The following is a 14,867-nucleotide window of genomic DNA, read 5'->3' as shown; positions in this document are numbered from 1 at the left end:
TGTGAGCGGGCGTTTGGCCCTGTTCGACACGTCGAACAGGGCCAAACCCCCGCTCACAACGAGGGGCTCAGCCGAGGTAGACGAGGGTCTCGTCGTGGAGGTGGCCGTTGGTGGCCAGCGCGTTGCCGTGCCACGGGCCGGGGGCGCCGTCGAGGCCGGTGAAGCGGCCGCCGGCCTCGGTGACGATGGGCACGAGGGCGGCCATGTCGTAGACCTGGAGCTCGGGCTCGGCGGCGATGTCGGCGGCGCCCTCGGCGACGAGCATGTACGTCCAGAAGTCGCCGTACCCGCGGTTGCGCCAGACCTCGCGCGTGAGGTCGAGGAAGCCGTTGAGCTTGCCGTGCGCCTCCCAGCTGGTCGGCGACGAGTAGGCGAACGAGGCGTCGGAGAGGGTGCTCACGCCGGAGACGGACAGGCGGGACGCCGACGCGAGCGACTTGCCCGTCCAGGCGCCGGAGCCCTTCGCGGCCCACCAGCGACGACCGAGCGCGGGTGCGGAGACGAGCCCCATGACCACCTCGTCGCCGTCGGCCAGCGCGATGAGCGTGGCCCAGACGGGCACGCCGCGCACGAAGTTCTTGGTGCCGTCGATCGGGTCGATGATCCAGCGCCGGGCGCCGCTGCCGGCGGAGCCGTACTCCTCGCCGACGATGGCGTCGCGCGTGCGCGCCCGGTGCAGCTGCGCTCGGATGAACTCCTCGGCGGACCGGTCGGCGTCGCTCACGGGGGTGTTGTCGGGCTTCGTCTCCACGCGCAGGTCGAGGGCCTTGAAGCGGGACATCGTGATGGCGTCGACCTGGTCGGCGATGACGTGGGCCAGGCGCAGGTCGTCCTCGTACGTGCGCGCGGGGCCGCTGGTCGGGCTGGGAGACGGCTGGGTGTACGACACGGTCACACGGTAGCGGTCCGGCGGCGCCGCGCGGGCCCGGCGCGCGGTGCGCGGACGAGCCCGGGCCGCGGCCGTGTCGGGGTGGGCGCCTAGCGTGGCCGCATGACCCCCGCAGCGGAGGGCGCGCGTCCCCGGGTCGTGCTGTGCACGACCGCGAGCGTCGACGGCCGCGTGACGACGGCGCCGGCCGAACGGCTGCTCGACGCCGACGTCCGGCGCCGCTGGGAGTCGGTGTGGCCGCCCGACGTCGCCGGGCTCCTCGAGCGCCGGCACCGCTGGATCGAGGAGGAGCACGCGCCCACGGTGGCCCTGGAGGGCAGCGGCACGTTCGTCGCCCCGGACGCGCCGTCGCCGTGGGCGCCCGTGAAGGGCGACGGCCTGCCCGACGTGGCCGACCACCTGCCCCGCCGCGCGCCGCGCTGGTTCGTCGTCGTCGACGGCCGGGGCCGCGTGGAGTGGGAGTACACGGGCGACGACCGCACGGCGCTCCTGGTGCTCGTCTGTCGCGCCACGCCCCCGGGGTACCTCGCCCGCCTCCGCGAGCTGGGCGTCCCCTACCTGGTCGCGGGCGACCGACGGGTGGACCTTCCCCGGGCGGTCGGCCGGCTCGGCGCGGTCCTGGGTGCGCGGGCCGTGGTGGTCGAGGGCGGCGGGGGGCTGCACGGGGCGATGCTCCGCGCGGGGCTGGTGGACGAGGTCCACGTCGTGGTCTTCCCCGCCCTGGTCGGCGGCCGCGACACCCCGACGTTCGTCGACGGGCCGCCGCTCGCATCGGGGGAGGCGGCCGTCCCGCTGCGGGTGCGCTCCGTCGAGCGGGGCCCGGACGGCAGCACCTGGACCCGGTACGACGTCGTCCGGGACTGAGGTCGGGGGCGGACGGTCAGGCGCTCACGAGGGCGAGCAGCTCGGCGGTGGTGCCGCACTCGCCGAGGCGCGGGAAGAGGCGCTCGGTGGAGTGGCGGTGGTCCTCGGCGGACCGGTCGCCCATGGCGTCGGTGACGAGGGAGACGTGGTACCCGTGCTCGTGCGCGGCGCGGGCGGTGGACTCGACGCCGATGCTCGTGGCGATGCCGGCCAGCACCACCTGCGTCACGCCGCGCCGCCGCAGCTGCAGGTCGAGGTCGGTGCCGTAGAAGGCGCCCCAGTTCCGCTTGGTCACGACGATGTCCGACGCGGCGGTGTGCAGCGTCGGGGACAGGACGTCCCAGCCGTCGGGGCGCGCGCCGCCGCGGGGGGCGTCGGTGCGGCCGGGCACGGCGTCCGCGCCGTCGGGCGCCGCGGTGACGCGCACGAGGACGACGGGCAGGTCGCGGGCGCGGAAGGCGCCGGCGAGCTCGACGCTGCGGGCGAGGACGGCGTCGGCGGGGTGCGGCTCCACGGGCATCGCGAGGATGCCGGCCTGCAGGTCGACGACGACGAGCGCGGTGCGGGGGTCCAGGGCGGTGAAGGTCATGCGGGGATCTCTCCGGGGGTGGGGACGGACGGGGTCGTGGGGGAGGCGGGCCGGCGCCGCAGGGAGCGGTCGACCAGGGTGAGGACGAGGACGGCGGCGGCGCAGCCGACCATCGCCAGGGCGAGGTCGTGCAGGCCGGCGGTGGTGGGTCCGCCCGAGTAGAGGGCGGCGATCGCCGCCGTGGAGACGAGCGCGCCGATGTACATGAAGGTGCGCAGCAGGCCTGCGGCGGCGCCGACGGACGCGCTGTCCGCCTGCTGCGCGAGGGCCTTCTGGTTCGCGAGGCCGGACAGGCCCTGCATGCCGCCGATGCCGACCCCGGCGACGACGAGCACCCACGTCGGGCTGTCGGGCTGCACGACGGCGAGGACGGCGCCGCCGGCGAGCAGGGACGCCGCCCCGACGAGGAGCGCGGCACGGACGGGTGCCCGGCGGCCGGTGGCCGACGCCACGGTGACCGCGACGACCGACGTCGGCAGCATGAGGAGCCCGGCGGCGGCCTCGCCGAGGCCGCGGCCCTGCTCGAGCCACTGCACGTACCCGAACATGAACGCGTACGTGGCGGTGGCCGTGAGGAAGGCGCGGGCGTAGGTGAGCAGCAGCGGGCGGTTCCCGGCCAGCAGCCGCAGGTCGATGAACGGGTGCGCGGTGCGCAGCTCGTGGCGGGCGAAGGCGGCGCCCGCGACGGCGGTCACGGCGAGCACCCACCACGGCGTCGCTCCGACCAGGACCAGCATCATCGAGGTGAGCGCCGCCGCGAACAGGGCCACGCCGGCCACGTCGAGGCGGGTCGCTACGGAGGCGCGCGCGGAGCCGTCGGCGATGGGCAGGTCGGTGCCCGGCACGCGGGGCAGGCGCAGGCCCCCGAGCACGAGGCACGCGACGGCGAGCGGGACGTTGACGAGGAAGATGGCGCGCCAGCCGCCGAGCCCCACGAGGAGTCCGCCGAGCGTCGGCCCCACGATCATGACGACCTGGTTCGTCACCGCCAGGACGGTGAGGACGGCGGCGGTGCCGCGCCCCTCGCCGGACCGGTCGGTGGCCCGCCGCACGAGCGACATCGCCGCCGGGTAGGCCGCGCAGGTGCCGAGCCCGAGCAGCGCGCGGGCGAGGACCAGCAGGCCGAGCGTGGGCGCGAACGCGCCGAGCAGCCCGGCGACCCCCACCAGCGCCGTGCCCACCAGGTAGGGGCGTCGCGGCCCGACGAGGTCGACCACCCGGCCCACGACGGGCTGCGCCACCGCGGTCACCAGGTAGAGGGCCGTCACCAGCCAGACCGTCTGCGCGGCCGGGGCGCCGAACGCGATCCCGATGGGCACGAGGGCCACCGAGATCATCGACGAGTTGATGGGGTTGAGCAGCGAGCCCAGCGCCAGCGGCAGGGTGAGGCGCGTGTCGTAGCCCTCGGGCGCGGCGGTGGCCGGGCGGGAGGCGGAGCGGTGCAGCAGCGTCACGGGCGGGCGGCCCCCCGGGGGAGCGCGGCGTCGGCGTCGTCGAGCAGCGTGCGGTCGAGGAGTGCCAGCACGGACGAGACGGTGGCGAGCTCCTCGCCGGTGAGCCGCTCCTGCAGGGCGCGGGTCAGCCACTCCTGCCCGGCCGAGCGCCGGCCGTCGACGAACGCACGGCCGTCGTCGGTGAGGGACACCACCTGGCGGCGGCCGTCGGTGGGGTCGGGGTCGCGGCGCACGAGCCCGCGCACGTCGAGGACGCCGAGGGTGGCGCCGAGCGACTGGGGCCGCACCCGCTCGGCGGCGGCGAGCGCGCTCGGCGACGCGGGGCCGTGCTTCGCCAGCCGCGACAGCAGTGCCGTCTGCGACGGGGTCAGCTCCTGGTTGTCGCTCAGCTCGATGAACCGGCGGCGCAGCCGGCCGACGAGCGAGCGCAGCTCGCGGGCGGCGTCGGCCGCCGTGTCGGGGCGCGGGGCGGGGGCAGGGGAGGCGGGCACCCCTCCACGGTAGAACTCATCAGCCCAGACTGACAAGTCTTGCCTGACGAATCGTCCTGAACGTTGTGGGCAGGTCAGTCGGCCGAGTGGCGCGCGGTCAGCAGGCGCCGGAACGACGCGACGCGGGCCTCGCGGGCGGGGCGCTCGTCGTCGGACGACGCCGCGAGCCAGTCGTCGAGGGCGCAGTCCGGCGCGTCGGCGAGGTGCGTGCAGCCGCGGGGGCAGTCCGCCGCGACCTCGGCGAGGTCCTCGAACGCCTGCAGCAGTTGGTCGGTCTCGACGTGCGCCAGCCCGAAGGACCGGACGCCCGGGGTGTCGACCACCCAGCCGTCGTGACCGCCGTCCGGCCCGACGGGCAGCCGCAGCGCCACCGCGGACGTGGACGTGTGGCGGCCGCGCCCGGTCACGTCGTTCACGACGCCGGTGGCGCGGTCGGCGTCGGGCACGAGCGCGTTGATGAGCGTGGACTTGCCGACCCCCGAGTGCCCCACCAGCACCGACGTGCGGCCGGCGAGGCGCTCGCGGACGGTCTCCACGCTGGCCGGGTCGTCGCGGCGGGTGACGACGACCTCGACACCGATCGGTGTGTAGAGGTCGCGCAGCGGCGCCGGGTCGGCCAGGTCGGACTTGGTCAGGCACAGCAGCACGTCCATGCCGGCGTCGTAGGCGGCGACGACGCAGCGGTCGATCATGCCGGTCCGCGGCTCGGGCTGGGCCAGCGCCGTGACCACGACGAGCTGGTCGGCGTTCGCGACGACGATCCGCTCGTACGGGTCGGTGTCGTCCGCCGTCCGGCGCAGCACCGACGACCGGTCCTGGATGCGCACGATCCGCGCCAGGGTGCCCTCCTCGCCCGAGGTGTCTCCCACGACGTCGACCCGGTCGCCGACGACGACGCGGGTGCGGGTGAGCTCGCGCGCCTTCATGGCGAGCACGGTCCGCTCGTCCGGCGTGCCGTCGTCGACCATGAGCGTGTACCGCCCGCGGTCGACGCCGGTCACCATCCCGGTGACGGCGTCGGCGTGCTCGGGCCGCTGCTTGGTGCGGGGGCGCGAGCCGCGCTTCGAGGGGCGCGCGAACTGCGCGTGCTCGTCGACGGCGCGCCGGGCCATCAGGCCTCGACCCCGCGCGCGCCCGCGGCCGGCCCGAGCATGCGCAGCCACATCGCGTCGAACCCGGGCAGCGTCTTGGCGGTGGTCGCGACGTTCTCGACCCGGACGTCGGGCACGCGCAGCCCCAGGACCGCGGCCGAGGTCGCCATGCGGTGGTCGGCGTACGTGCGGAACAGCCCGCCGTGCAGGGGGCGCGGCGTGATGACGAGCCCGTCGCGCGTCTCCTCCGTCTGCCCGCCGAGCCGCGTGATCTCCGTGGCGAGCGCGGCGAGCCGGTCGGTCTCGTGCCCGCGCAGGTGGGCGATGCCGCGCAGGCGGCTGGGGGAGTCGGCGAGCGCGGCCAGCGCGGCGAAGGTCGGCGCGAGCTCGCCCGCGGCGCGCAGGTCCAGGTCCACCCCGCGGATCTCGCCGGTGCCGCTGACGCTCACGACGTCGCCGTCGCGGCGCACGTCGGCGCCGAGCCGGGCGAACAGGTCGGGCAGCAGGCCGCCGGGCTGGGTGGTGTCGGCCGGCCAGCCGGGCACGCGCACGGTGCCGCCGCCGACCAGCGCGGCGGCCAGGAACGGGGCCGCGTTGGACAGGTCGGGCTCGACGCGCACGTCGCGCGCCGCGACCGGCCCGGGGGAGACCTGCCAGATGCCGTCGCGGGAGTCGTCCACCACGACCCCGGCCTCGCGCAGCGTGGCCACGGTCATCGCGATGTGGGGCAGGCTCGGCAGCGTGGTGCCGATGTGCCGCAGGGTGAGCCCGCGCTCGTAGCGCGCCCCCGCGAGCAGCAGCGCGGAGACGAACTGGGACGACGCGGACGCGTCGACGTCCACGGCGCCACCCGCCACCCGCCCGGTGCCGTGCACCGTGAAGGGCAGGTGCGTGGGCCGGTCGCCGGCGGCGTCGGTGACGCGCACGGCGAGCGCGCGCAGCGCCTCCAGGACGGGGAGCATCGGCCGGACGCGGGCCTCCGGGTCGCCGTCGAACCGCACCGGTCCGGCGGCCAGGGCGGCGACGGGTGGCAGGAAGCGCATGACGGTGCCGGCGAGCCCGGCGTCGACGTCCACGTCGCCCCGCAGCGCGCCGGGCGTCACGCGCAGGGTGCTCGGGTCGCCGTCCTCCTCGATGCGGGCGCCGAGGGCGCGCAGGGCGCCGATCATGAGGTCGGCGTCGCGCGAGCGCAGCGCGCCGCGCAGGGTGCCGGGGCCGTCGGCGAGCGCGGCCAGCACGAGGAGGCGGTTCGTCAGGGACTTGCTGCCCGGCACCTCGACCGTCGCGTCCAGCGGGCCCGTCGCGACCGGTGCCGCCCAGCCGTCGTCGACCGGCCCGCCGGCGTCGTGGGCGGCGGGGGCAGGGTGCGGCGGCACGGCGGCTGTCATGGCACCGAGGCTAGTTCACCGGCCGGTCACCGGCCGCGGCGTCTCGCTCGTCGCAGGGCGTCCGCGGGCGGCTCAGGCGGCCTCGGAGAGCTTCGCCCGGACGGTCGCCGCCTCGGCCTTGGCGGCCGCCTTCGCGGTCTTGGCCTTCGCCTCGGCGGTGCGGGCGGCGTGCTCGCGCGCCTGGTGCACGCGGTAGGAGACGCCCGGGCGGCCCTCGAGGTCGATGCCGGCGATCACGGCGGCCCCGACCTTGCCGAGGTCCTTGACGAAGGCGGCGGTGCGCAGGCTGCGCTCGGCGCCCTTGCTCGTGAACGGCTGGTGGGCGACGGCGAGCGGCGCGGTGAGGGCGGCCAGCGCGAGGGCCGCGGTGCGCGGGGTGCGCCCGACGGCGAGGAGCAGCCCCGCGGCGGCCGTCGCGGCGCCGTGCGCGCGGACCAGCAGCCCGAGCTGGCGGTCGCTGAGCGGTTCGGCGCCGGCGGCGTCCGTGACCAGCGCGGCGCCGTCCCGGGCGGCGTCCACGTGCTCGGCCGGGTGCAGTGCCGCCTGGATCCCGTCGTAGACGAACGGGGCGGCGAGGAGGGGGCGGGCGATACGGCGCAACAGCATGGGGCCACTGTGGCAGAGGCGCCATCGGCATGCGCGGCGACCGGCGGGCGCGCCGCCGCGTGCGGTCCGTCCCCGCCCGGGGGAGGCGGGTCAGGCGAGCGGCGCACCCTCCCACCAGTCGGGGTGCGACCGCGGCGGCCGGCGCGAGCCGAGCCCGTCGCGGCGGACCGTGCGGACGAGGCGCGCGGCGTACGTGGCCGTCAGCAGCAGGGCGAGGATCAGCAGGATCGTGGTCATGGCAGTAAGTCTTCGTGCATCGCACTCCTGCCACGAGTGGCAGAAGTGCCAGGATGCATCGACATCCCGCCATCGCCGTGGGACGCTGGTCGCATGATCCGCACCGTCGCCGCCGTCGTCGTGCCGGGTGTCGCGCCGTTCGAGCTCGGTGTCGCGTACGAGGTGTTCGGCATCGACCGCACCGACACCGGCGGCCCGGCGTTCGACTTCACCCTCTGCGCGCCCGAGCCCGGCCCCGTGATGACCAAGGGCGGCTTCCCCGTCGTCGTCGAGCACGGTCTCGAGGCGCTCGAGGACGCGGACCTCGTGGTCGCCGTCGCCTACGGCATCGACGACGCCGGCGAGGGCGCGCTGCCGGAGGCCTACCTCGACGCGCTACGCGCCGCCCACGAGCGCGGCGCCTGGCTGTTCGCGATCTGCTCGGGCGCGTTCACCCTCGCGCGGGCGGGCCTGCTCGACGGCCGACGGTGCACCACGCACTGGATGTACACGGAGCGGCTCGCGGCCGAGGTCCCGACCGCCGTCGTCGACCCCGACGCCCTCTACGTGGAGGACGACCGGGTGCTCACCAGCGCGGGCACCGCCGCCGGCATCGACGCGGCCCTGTACCTGGTGAGGTCCCAGGTGGGCCCGGACGCCGCCCGCGCCGTCGCCCGCCGGATGGTCGTGCCACCGCAGCGCGAGGGCGGGCAGGCGCAGTTCGTCGTCGACCCGCTGCCGCGCGAGGGGGAGTCGCTCGCCGGCCTGCTCTCCTGGATGCGCGAGCACCTCGCCGAGGAGCACACCGTGGCGCGCCTGGCGCGCCGCGCCGCCCTGTCGGAGCGGACCTTCGCCCGCCGGTTCCGGCAGGAGACGGGCACGACGCCCGCGGCCTGGCTCGCGCGGCAGCGGGTGGCCCGCGCGCAGGAGCTGCTGGAGTCGACCGACGCGCCCATCGACGAGGTCGCGCGGGTGTGCGGGTTCGGCAGCGCCCCCGTGCTGCGCCACCACTTCGCCCGGCAGCTCGGCACCAGCCCCGTCGCCTACCGCCGCCGGTTCGCCGCCCCGGTCGCGTCCTGAGCCCGCCCGGGGCGGGAATGCGCGGAGGGCCGCGGCGGTTGGCACTCACGTGAACACCCGCACCTCGCCGACGGCCCTCGCGGCCGTCCCCGACGCCGGACACGAGTCCGTGCGGCTGTTCGCCGTCCCGGCCGACGCCCTGACGGCGAGCACCCCGCGCCGGGCGGCCGGCAGCACCAGCCAGCAGACCCCGTGGATCGGAGGACCCCTCCCCGTGCCTGGACTAGGCTCGACGGTGATGACCCAGGATCTGGACCCGGCAGGCGGTGACCCGCTGCACGGGAGCACCGGGAGCTCCCCGGACAGCGAGGAGATCCCCGAGGACACGGAACGTGCCCCCGAGGGAGAGAGCAGCGCGGCACGCGCCGCCCGCTTCGAGGCCGACGCCCTGCAGTACCTGGACCAGCTGTACTCCGCCGCGCTGCGCATGACGCGCAACCCCGCGGACGCCGAGGACCTGGTGCAGGAGACGTTCGCCAAGGCGTTCGCCGCGTTCCACCAGTACAAGCCGGGCACGAACCTCAAGGCCTGGCTGTACCGCATCCTCACCAACACGTTCATCAACAGCTACCGCAAGAAGCAGCGCGAGCCGCAGCAGTCCCAGGCGGAGGACGTCGAGGACTGGCAGATCGCCCGCGCCGCGTCGCACACGTCGCAGGGACTGCGGTCGGCCGAGGCCGAGGCGCTCGACCGGCTCCCGGACTCCGACGTGAAGCGCGCGCTGCAGGAGCTGCCCGAGGACCGGCGCATGGTCGTGTACTACGCCGACGTCGAGGGCTTCCCCTACAAGGAGATCGCCGAGATCATGGGTACGCCGATCGGGACGGTGATGTCCCGGCTGCACCGCGGGCGCCGGCAGCTGCGCGAGCTGCTCGCCGACTACGCCGCACAGCGTGGCCTGGTCCCGGCTCGTGGAGGAGCGTCATGACCGACCCCGTCACCCCCATCCCGCACGAGCGTGCCGAGGGTGAGAACGAGTGCGAGCACGCCCTCGTCCACCTCAACGAGTACCTCGACTCCGAGATGACCCCCGAGGACGAGCAGCGGATGCGCGCGCACGTGGCGCACTGCTCCCCGTGCCTCGCGGAGCTGAGCATCGAGGAGCTCGTCAAGCAGCTGGTCCGGCGGTCCTGCTCCGAGCGCGCTCCGGAGACCCTCCGCGTCCGCATCCACGCGCAGCTCACCGTGATGTCGACGGTGCAGTAGCGGCTGCGCCGAGGTAGTACGAAAAACGCCGAGGTAGTTCCGATGGGGTCGTGGCCAGGGGCCACGCCACCGCCGGAACTACCTCGGCGTTTTTCGTACTACCTCGGCGTGTCAGGCGTTGGGACGCTTGCCGTGGTTCGCGCCGTTGCCCTTGCGGCTACGACGCTTGCGACCGCGCTTGCTCATAGTGGTCTCCTCACGAAGGATGGACGAGGGGTCGGGCCCATGGTCCCACACCGGAGGCCCGGGGTCGGAATCCGGGGGATCCCCGATCCGCCGTCGCGCCGGCCTCTGCCAGGGTGGTCCCGTACCCAGCACAGCCCGAGCAGCACAGGGAGTCTCATGAGCACGGAGTCGTGGGCGGTCGCCGCCCCGCAGACCATCGACGTCGAGCAGGCGACGGGGGTGACGCTCCGCCTGCAGGACGGGCGCGCCGACGTGGTCGCCGACCCGGCGGCCACCGGCGTGCGCATCGAGATGATCGAGGTCGGGGCGAAGCCGCTCCAGGTCGTGCGCGACGGGGACCGGCTGCGCGTCGGCTACGAGTCCTCGGTGCTCGACTCGGTGATGGCCAAGCTGCGCAACCCGCGCCAGAGCGAGCGCGCCGTCGTGCGCGTCGTCGTGCCGGCGGACGGCGCGGTCGACGTCGGCACGCTCGGCGCGGACGTCGAGGTCACGGGCGGCCGGAGGGTCGCGGTGAAGACCGTGTCCGGCGCCGTGCGCACCACCGGCACCACGGGCCCGATGTCGCTCAAGACGGTGTCCGGCGCGATGTCGGCGCAGGAGCACACGGGCGACGTGACGGGCTCGAGCGCGGCCGGCTCGATCGCCTTCTCGGGCGCCCTCGCGCGCGTCTCGCTGAGCACGGTGTCGGGGGCCGCGACCGTCACGGCCACCCAGGCGAGCCCGATGATCACCGCCAAGACCGTCTCCGGCGCGATCGACCTGCGCCTGCCCGCCGGCACCCCCGTGAACCTCAAGGTGCGCGGCGCGTCCGGTCAGGTGGTCCTCGACGGCTCGGTGCTCCCCAGCGCGGGTGCCACCCTGGTCGTGGACCACGGCGAGCAGCCCGCCGACGGCCGCAGCGCCGCCTACCTGTCCGCGACGGTGACGTCCGCGCACGTCACCGTCGACCGTCGCTGACCGACGCCCGCGGGCGTCGGCGAGGAGGACCGATGACCGCACCGTCCGCACCCCACGTCGCCCTGCTGACCGACGCCTTCGAGCGGATCGTGGGGGAGGGCCGCCGCGTGCTGCGGGGCGCCTCCGCCCAGGTCCTGGGGTACCGCCCCGTCCCGGAGGCGAACACCGTCGCCTGGCTCGTGTGGCACCTGACGCGGGTGCAGGACGACCACGTGGCGGACGTGGCGGGCGTCGAGCAGCGCTGGACGGCGGGCGGCTGGGCCGAGAAGTTCGGCCTGGCGTTCGACGTCGCCGACACGGGCTACGGCCACACGCCGGAGCAGGTCGCGGCGGTCCGTGCCGACGCCGCGACGCTGCGGGGCTACCTCGACGACGTGCACGCCGCGACGACGTCCTACCTGACGACGGTGACGGCAGCGGACCTGGAGCGCGTGGTGGACACCCGCTGGGACCCGCCCGTCACCCTCGGGGTGCGGCTCGTCAGCGTCGTCGGCGACGACCTGCAGCACGTCGGCCAGGCCGCGTACGTGCGCGGCCTGGCCGAGCGGGCGGGCGCCTGAAGCCGTGGCGGGGACGAGTGGCGGAGCGCTCCGGCGCCGGTTCCTGTGGCTGCTCCAGCACACCCTCAACCGCTGGACGACGCGGGTCGCGAGGTCCGGCCGGGGGCCGTTCTCCCTGGTGCGGCACGTCGGGCGCACGACCGGGAACGTGTACGAGACGCCGATCATCGTGGCGGCCGTGCCGGGCGGGTTCGTTGCCGAGCTCACGTACGGCGAGGACGTGAGCTGGTACCGCAACGTGGTCGCGGCGGGCGGCTGCCAGCTGCTCGTGCGCGGCCGGGTGCGGCGGGTCGTCGCGATCGAGCCCTACCCGACGGAGGCGGGGCGGCGCGCCTTCGGCTTCCCTGCGCGGCTCGTGCTCCGGCTGCTGCGCCGTCGGGAGTTCCGGCTGCTGCGCACCGCGCCGTCCGGCACCCCGAGGGGTTGACCCTCACTCGTCGGCGGGCAGCCCGAGCCAGGAGTGCCAGCCGGTGTGCAGCACGAGCCACGCCATGAGGCCGTAGCCGGCCTGCCCGGGGTAGGTGGTGCCGTTCGTCGCGAGGTCGGCCAGCCACTGCTCGTGCTGCGCCAGCGGGGTGTAGGTGTCGACGTACGGCACCCGGCGCCGGCTGGCGACGTCCGAGAAGGCGGCGGACAGCTCGGCGATCCGGCCGCCGTCCTCCGGGCGGCCCGGCGGCGGCCCGACGACGAACGCCGGGATCCGGCTCGTCTCGGCCACGTCGAGGATGTTCGCGAGGTTCAGCCGCGAGCGTGCCACGGAGAGCGACGAGGCCACGTCGTGCCGCCCGAGCGCCACCACGAGGCGGTTCTCGCAGGTGTCCTCCGGCCCGAACCGCGACTCCGTCTCGGCCTGCCAGCGCGCGCCGAGCGCCGAGCTGGTCTCGCCGGGCACGGCGAGCGTGAACGCCATCGCCGGCCGCCCGAACCGGGTGCGCGCCATGACGCGGCCCGTGCACCCCAGGGCGCGGGCGTCCCCGACGCCCACGCTGAGCTCGTCGCCCACGACGCAGATGCGCACCTCGGTCTGGGTCACAGAGCCTTCACCGTCCAAGTCCTGTCTCGCAGTTGCGCGGCCATTCTGCCCGCGGCCCGGCCGGGTGGCAGGATCCCACGCCGCGCGGCCCTCCCGAGTTGTCAGGGCCACAGCGAGGTATACGTGCCCGTGGCCCTGACAGGTCAGAGCAGGGTGGCGCCCCAGCGCACGACGTGCTCGTCGCCGGGCGCGAGCCGCACCAGCCGGTCACCGGTGTTGAAGGCATCGGCGACGCAGCTCATCGGCTCCGCCGCGAGGCCGAACCGCTCGTAGCCGGCGATGTGGTCGCCCGAGCAGACCTGCCAGCAGTCCATCGAGCCGTCCATCCAGATGGCCGCCGTGCGCCCGTCCGGGCACCCGAGCCGCGCCCAGGAGAGGCCGGCGTCGTCGCGGGTCGCGTCGACCCACGCGTCGTCGAGGTCCAGCCCGGCCATGGACCGGGTCTGCCGCAGGTCGTAGGGGCCGGCGACGGCCTCGGTGCCGGTGGGCAGCAGGCGGTCGTCCACGGTCACGTGGGTCGTGGCGTCCAGGCTCACGGTGCACGCGTCGAGCGTTGCGCCGCCGGTCGACAGCCAGGGGTGGAAGCCGACGCCGTAGGGCGCGGTCCCGGTGCCCACGTTGCGGGCGCGCGTCACGACCTCCAGGCCCGCCTCGGACACGGAGTAGCGCACCTGCAGCACGAGCTGGAACGGCCAGCCCTTCTGCGCCGGCAGGGCGAGCTCGAGCGTCACCGCGTCGTCGGCGACCTCGACCGGCGTCCATCGGTACCAGCAGACGAGCCCGTGCAGGGCCGTGCCGCGGTCCGGCTCGCTCACGGCGACCTGGTGCGTCACGCCGTCGACGACGTAGGCGCCGTCGCGCAGGCGGTTCGGCCACGGCTGGAGGACGGCGGCGTTGAAGACGGGGACGGGCTCGTCCTCGGCGAAGGGGACGAAGACGTCGCGACCGCCGACGGCGTACTCGCGCACCATCGCACCGACCTCGGTGATGGTGGCGCGGTGCTCGCCGGCGGCGATGCGGAACTGTCGTCCCGACGGGGCGGGGACGACGGGAGATTCTGCGGTGTTCACGCTCACACCGTAGTCGGCACGCCGGATCGTTGCGGGCGACGTAGCGTAGGGGAGCCAGATCTGACGACACGTCCCCTCGCGCGCGAGGGGTCCGCGCCGCCGTCGACGACGGCGGCGCCACCGAACGGGGGAACGATGGAGAAACAGGTGCTCGGCCGCACCGGCCGGCTGGTGTCGGTCGTCGGCCTGGGAACCTGGCAGCTGGGGGCGGACTGGGGCTCGGTCGACGACGACCAGGCCCGGTCGGTGCTGGATGCCGCGTTCGAGTCCGGAGTGACGTTCTACGACACGGCCGACGTCTACGGGGACGGGCGCAGCGAGCAGATCGTCGGCGCGTTCCTCGCGGACCACCGCGACGACGGTCTCACCGTGGCCACGAAGATGGGCCGCCGGATGGACCAGGTGCCGGAGAACTACGTGCTCGCGAACTTCCGCGAGTGGACCGACCGGTCGCGCCGCAACCTCGGCGTCGAGACGCTGGACCTCGTCCAGCTGCACTGCCCGCCCACGGCCGTGTACTCGGACGACGAGGTGTTCGACGCGCTTGACACCCTCGTGGCCGACGGCGTGACCGCCGCCTACGGGGTCTCGGTCGAGACGGTCGAGGAGGCGCTGACCGCCATCGCGCGGCCAGGCGTCGCCACGGTGCAGATCATCCTGAACGCGTTCCGGCTCAAGCCGCTCGAGCAGGTGCTGCCCGCGGCCTCGGCGGCCGGGGTCGGGATCATCGCGCGCGTGCCGCTCGCGTCGGGCCTCCTGTCGGGCCGCTACACGCACGACACCACGTTCTCCGAGGACGACCACCGTACGTTCAACCGCGAGGGCAAGGCCTTCGACGTCGGGGAGACGTTCGCGGGCGTCCCGTTCGACGTCGGCGTCGATGCCGCCGCGCGGTTCACGGAGCTCGCGGGCTCCGCCGCGGGGCAGGACCTCACGCCCGCCCAGGCGGCGATCGCGTGGGTGTGGCAGCAGCCCGGCGTCTCGACCGTCATCCCCGGCGCGCGCAGCGCCGAGCAGGCGCGGCTCAACGCGGCTGCCGGATCCGCCGAGGTGCTCGGCCCGCTGTTCACCTCCGGCGTGCGCGAGATCTACGACGAGGCGATCAGGGAGCACGTGCACGACAAGTGGTGAGGCCGAGGTAGTACAGATCTCGCCGAGGTAGTTCGAAGGGCGGGCCGCATCGGATG

The 14,867-nt window shown here is 75.3% G+C and carries 19 protein-coding genes; 8 read left to right on the top strand and 11 right to left on the bottom strand.

Features of this window, described 5'->3' with window-relative positions; all coding sequences use genetic code 11:
• Positions 1–67 precede the first annotated feature (67 nt).
• Positions 68–889, bottom strand: a complete 822-nt coding sequence (gene hisN, locus ACFWDO_RS19590; protein ID WP_380325035.1) for a histidinol-phosphatase — start codon at positions 887–889, stop codon at positions 68–70.
• 102 nt (positions 890–991) lie between these two features.
• On the opposite strand from hisN, the gene ACFWDO_RS19585 reads away from it, so the two are divergent.
• Positions 992–1,753 (top strand): RibD family protein, encoded by a 762-nt coding sequence (locus tag ACFWDO_RS19585; RefSeq protein WP_380325032.1) that lies wholly within the window; start codon positions 992–994, stop codon positions 1,751–1,753.
• Between the two features lie 16 nt (positions 1,754–1,769).
• Here the strand turns inward: ACFWDO_RS19585 and ACFWDO_RS19580 are convergent, their stop codons facing one another.
• The 7 genes from ACFWDO_RS19580 to ACFWDO_RS19550 all read right to left on the bottom strand — a co-directional run bounded on the left by ACFWDO_RS19580 (position 1,770) and on the right by ACFWDO_RS19550 (position 7,609).
• Positions 1,770–2,342 carry a hydrolase gene (locus tag ACFWDO_RS19580; RefSeq protein WP_380325029.1) on the bottom strand — a complete coding sequence of 191 codons (573 nt, stop codon included), beginning with the start codon at positions 2,340–2,342 and terminating at the stop codon, positions 1,770–1,772.
• The gene (locus ACFWDO_RS19575) at positions 2,339–3,796 is read right to left on the bottom strand and encodes an MFS transporter (RefSeq protein WP_380325026.1); all 1,458 of its coding nucleotides are present in this window, start codon (positions 3,794–3,796) and stop codon (positions 2,339–2,341) included. The genes ACFWDO_RS19580 and ACFWDO_RS19575 overlap by 4 nt, the downstream gene beginning before the upstream one ends.
• Positions 3,793–4,287: a MarR family winged helix-turn-helix transcriptional regulator gene (locus tag ACFWDO_RS19570; RefSeq protein ID WP_380325023.1), complete on the bottom strand. Its 495-nt coding sequence runs from the start codon at positions 4,285–4,287 to the stop codon at positions 3,793–3,795. Before ACFWDO_RS19570 ends, ACFWDO_RS19575 begins: the two co-directional genes overlap by 4 nt.
• A 74-nt stretch (positions 4,288–4,361) precedes the next feature.
• On the bottom strand, positions 4,362–5,399 hold the full coding sequence (gene rsgA, locus ACFWDO_RS19565) for a ribosome small subunit-dependent GTPase A (RefSeq protein WP_380325020.1): 1,038 nt from the start codon (positions 5,397–5,399) through the stop codon (positions 4,362–4,364).
• Positions 5,399–6,766, bottom strand: coding sequence for a 3-phosphoshikimate 1-carboxyvinyltransferase (gene aroA, locus ACFWDO_RS19560; protein WP_380325017.1), 1,368 nt, complete (start codon positions 6,764–6,766; stop codon positions 5,399–5,401). Before aroA ends, rsgA begins: the two co-directional genes overlap by 1 nt.
• Before the next feature lie 72 nt (positions 6,767–6,838).
• Positions 6,839–7,372 carry a DoxX family protein gene (locus ACFWDO_RS19555; RefSeq protein ID WP_380325014.1) on the bottom strand — a complete coding sequence of 178 codons (534 nt, stop codon included), beginning with the start codon at positions 7,370–7,372 and terminating at the stop codon, positions 6,839–6,841.
• Positions 7,373–7,462: 90 nt separating this feature from the next.
• Positions 7,463–7,609 (bottom strand): hypothetical protein, encoded by a 147-nt coding sequence (locus ACFWDO_RS19550; RefSeq protein ID WP_380325011.1) that lies wholly within the window; start codon positions 7,607–7,609, stop codon positions 7,463–7,465.
• Positions 7,610–7,702: 93 nt separating this feature from the next.
• Between ACFWDO_RS19550 and ACFWDO_RS19545 the strand changes: the two genes are divergently transcribed.
• Genes ACFWDO_RS19545 through rsrA form a run of 3 tightly spaced genes read left to right on the top strand, consistent with a single transcriptional unit; the run spans position 7,703 to position 9,874 of the window.
• Complete coding sequence (locus ACFWDO_RS19545; RefSeq protein WP_380325008.1) at positions 7,703–8,668, top strand: helix-turn-helix domain-containing protein; 966 nt, start codon at positions 7,703–7,705, stop codon at positions 8,666–8,668.
• Positions 8,669–8,717: 49 nt separating this feature from the next.
• Entirely contained in the window at positions 8,718–9,596 is an 879-nt protein-coding gene (locus ACFWDO_RS19540; protein WP_380325005.1) for a sigma-70 family RNA polymerase sigma factor, read from the top strand.
• Positions 9,593–9,874: a mycothiol system anti-sigma-R factor gene (rsrA, locus tag ACFWDO_RS19535; RefSeq protein ID WP_380325002.1), complete on the top strand. Its 282-nt coding sequence runs from the start codon at positions 9,593–9,595 to the stop codon at positions 9,872–9,874. Before ACFWDO_RS19540 ends, rsrA begins: the two co-directional genes overlap by 4 nt.
• Positions 9,875–9,985: 111 nt before the next feature.
• On the opposite strand, the gene ACFWDO_RS19530 is transcribed toward rsrA, so the two are convergent.
• Positions 9,986–10,060, bottom strand: coding sequence for a 50S ribosomal protein bL37 (locus tag ACFWDO_RS19530; protein WP_375791718.1), 75 nt, complete (start codon positions 10,058–10,060; stop codon positions 9,986–9,988).
• A gap of 156 nt (positions 10,061–10,216) precedes the next feature.
• On the opposite strand from ACFWDO_RS19530, the gene ACFWDO_RS19525 reads away from it, so the two are divergent.
• From ACFWDO_RS19525 to ACFWDO_RS19515, 3 genes are read left to right on the top strand one after another with little or no spacing between them, the layout of a single operon-like run.
• Positions 10,217–11,017 (top strand): DUF4097 family beta strand repeat-containing protein, encoded by an 801-nt coding sequence (locus tag ACFWDO_RS19525; protein ID WP_380326665.1) that lies wholly within the window; start codon positions 10,217–10,219, stop codon positions 11,015–11,017.
• Between the two features lie 32 nt (positions 11,018–11,049).
• The gene (locus ACFWDO_RS19520; protein ID WP_380326668.1) at positions 11,050–11,577 is read left to right on the top strand and encodes a DUF664 domain-containing protein; all 528 of its coding nucleotides are present in this window, start codon (positions 11,050–11,052) and stop codon (positions 11,575–11,577) included.
• A 4-nt stretch (positions 11,578–11,581) separates the two neighbouring features.
• Complete coding sequence (locus ACFWDO_RS19515; protein WP_380326671.1) at positions 11,582–12,004, top strand: nitroreductase family deazaflavin-dependent oxidoreductase; 423 nt, start codon at positions 11,582–11,584, stop codon at positions 12,002–12,004.
• Positions 12,005–12,007: 3 nt separating this feature from the next.
• On the opposite strand, the gene ACFWDO_RS19510 is transcribed toward ACFWDO_RS19515, so the two are convergent.
• Together ACFWDO_RS19510 and ACFWDO_RS19505 are read right to left on the bottom strand one after the other, a co-directional pair.
• Complete coding sequence (locus tag ACFWDO_RS19510; RefSeq protein ID WP_380326673.1) at positions 12,008–12,610, bottom strand: GDSL-type esterase/lipase family protein; 603 nt, start codon at positions 12,608–12,610, stop codon at positions 12,008–12,010.
• 143 nt (positions 12,611–12,753) lie between these two features.
• Entirely contained in the window at positions 12,754–13,680 is a 927-nt protein-coding gene (locus ACFWDO_RS19505; protein ID WP_380326676.1) for an aldose 1-epimerase family protein, read from the bottom strand.
• A 135-nt stretch (positions 13,681–13,815) separates the two neighbouring features.
• Between ACFWDO_RS19505 and ACFWDO_RS19500 the strand changes: the two genes are divergently transcribed.
• Positions 13,816–14,811 carry an aldo/keto reductase gene (locus ACFWDO_RS19500; RefSeq protein WP_380326679.1) on the top strand — a complete coding sequence of 332 codons (996 nt, stop codon included), beginning with the start codon at positions 13,816–13,818 and terminating at the stop codon, positions 14,809–14,811.
• Positions 14,812–14,867: the final 56 nt, after the last annotated feature.

Origin of the sequence: Isoptericola sp. NPDC060185 (genome assembly GCF_042728595.1) — a bacterium.
Classification (GTDB): Bacteria; Actinomycetota; Actinomycetes; order Actinomycetales; family Cellulomonadaceae; genus Isoptericola.
Note: the sequence above shows the minus strand (reverse complement) of the source record. Positions and strands in the feature narration are given on the sequence as shown.

Coding starts and splice junctions, on each gene's coding strand:
- ACFWDO_RS19585 (WP_380325032.1), top strand. CDS start 992: ATGACCCCCGCAGCGGAGGGCGCGCGTCCCCGGGTCGTGCTGTGCACG.
- ACFWDO_RS19520 (WP_380326668.1), top strand. CDS start 11,050: ATGACCGCACCGTCCGCACCCCACGTCGCCCTGCTGACCGACGCCTTC.
- ACFWDO_RS19525 (WP_380326665.1), top strand. CDS start 10,217: ATGAGCACGGAGTCGTGGGCGGTCGCCGCCCCGCAGACCATCGACGTC.
- ACFWDO_RS19555 (WP_380325014.1), bottom strand. CDS start 7,372: ATGCTGTTGCGCCGTATCGCCCGCCCCCTCCTCGCCGCCCCGTTCGTC.
- ACFWDO_RS19500 (WP_380326679.1), top strand. CDS start 13,816: ATGGAGAAACAGGTGCTCGGCCGCACCGGCCGGCTGGTGTCGGTCGTC.
- ACFWDO_RS19545 (WP_380325008.1), top strand. CDS start 7,703: ATGATCCGCACCGTCGCCGCCGTCGTCGTGCCGGGTGTCGCGCCGTTC.
- aroA (WP_380325017.1), bottom strand. CDS start 6,766: ATGACAGCCGCCGTGCCGCCGCACCCTGCCCCCGCCGCCCACGACGCC.
- rsrA (WP_380325002.1), top strand. CDS start 9,593: ATGACCGACCCCGTCACCCCCATCCCGCACGAGCGTGCCGAGGGTGAG.
- ACFWDO_RS19550 (WP_380325011.1), bottom strand. CDS start 7,609: ATGACCACGATCCTGCTGATCCTCGCCCTGCTGCTGACGGCCACGTAC.
- ACFWDO_RS19580 (WP_380325029.1), bottom strand. CDS start 2,342: ATGACCTTCACCGCCCTGGACCCCCGCACCGCGCTCGTCGTCGTCGAC.
- rsgA (WP_380325020.1), bottom strand. CDS start 5,399: ATGGCCCGGCGCGCCGTCGACGAGCACGCGCAGTTCGCGCGCCCCTCG.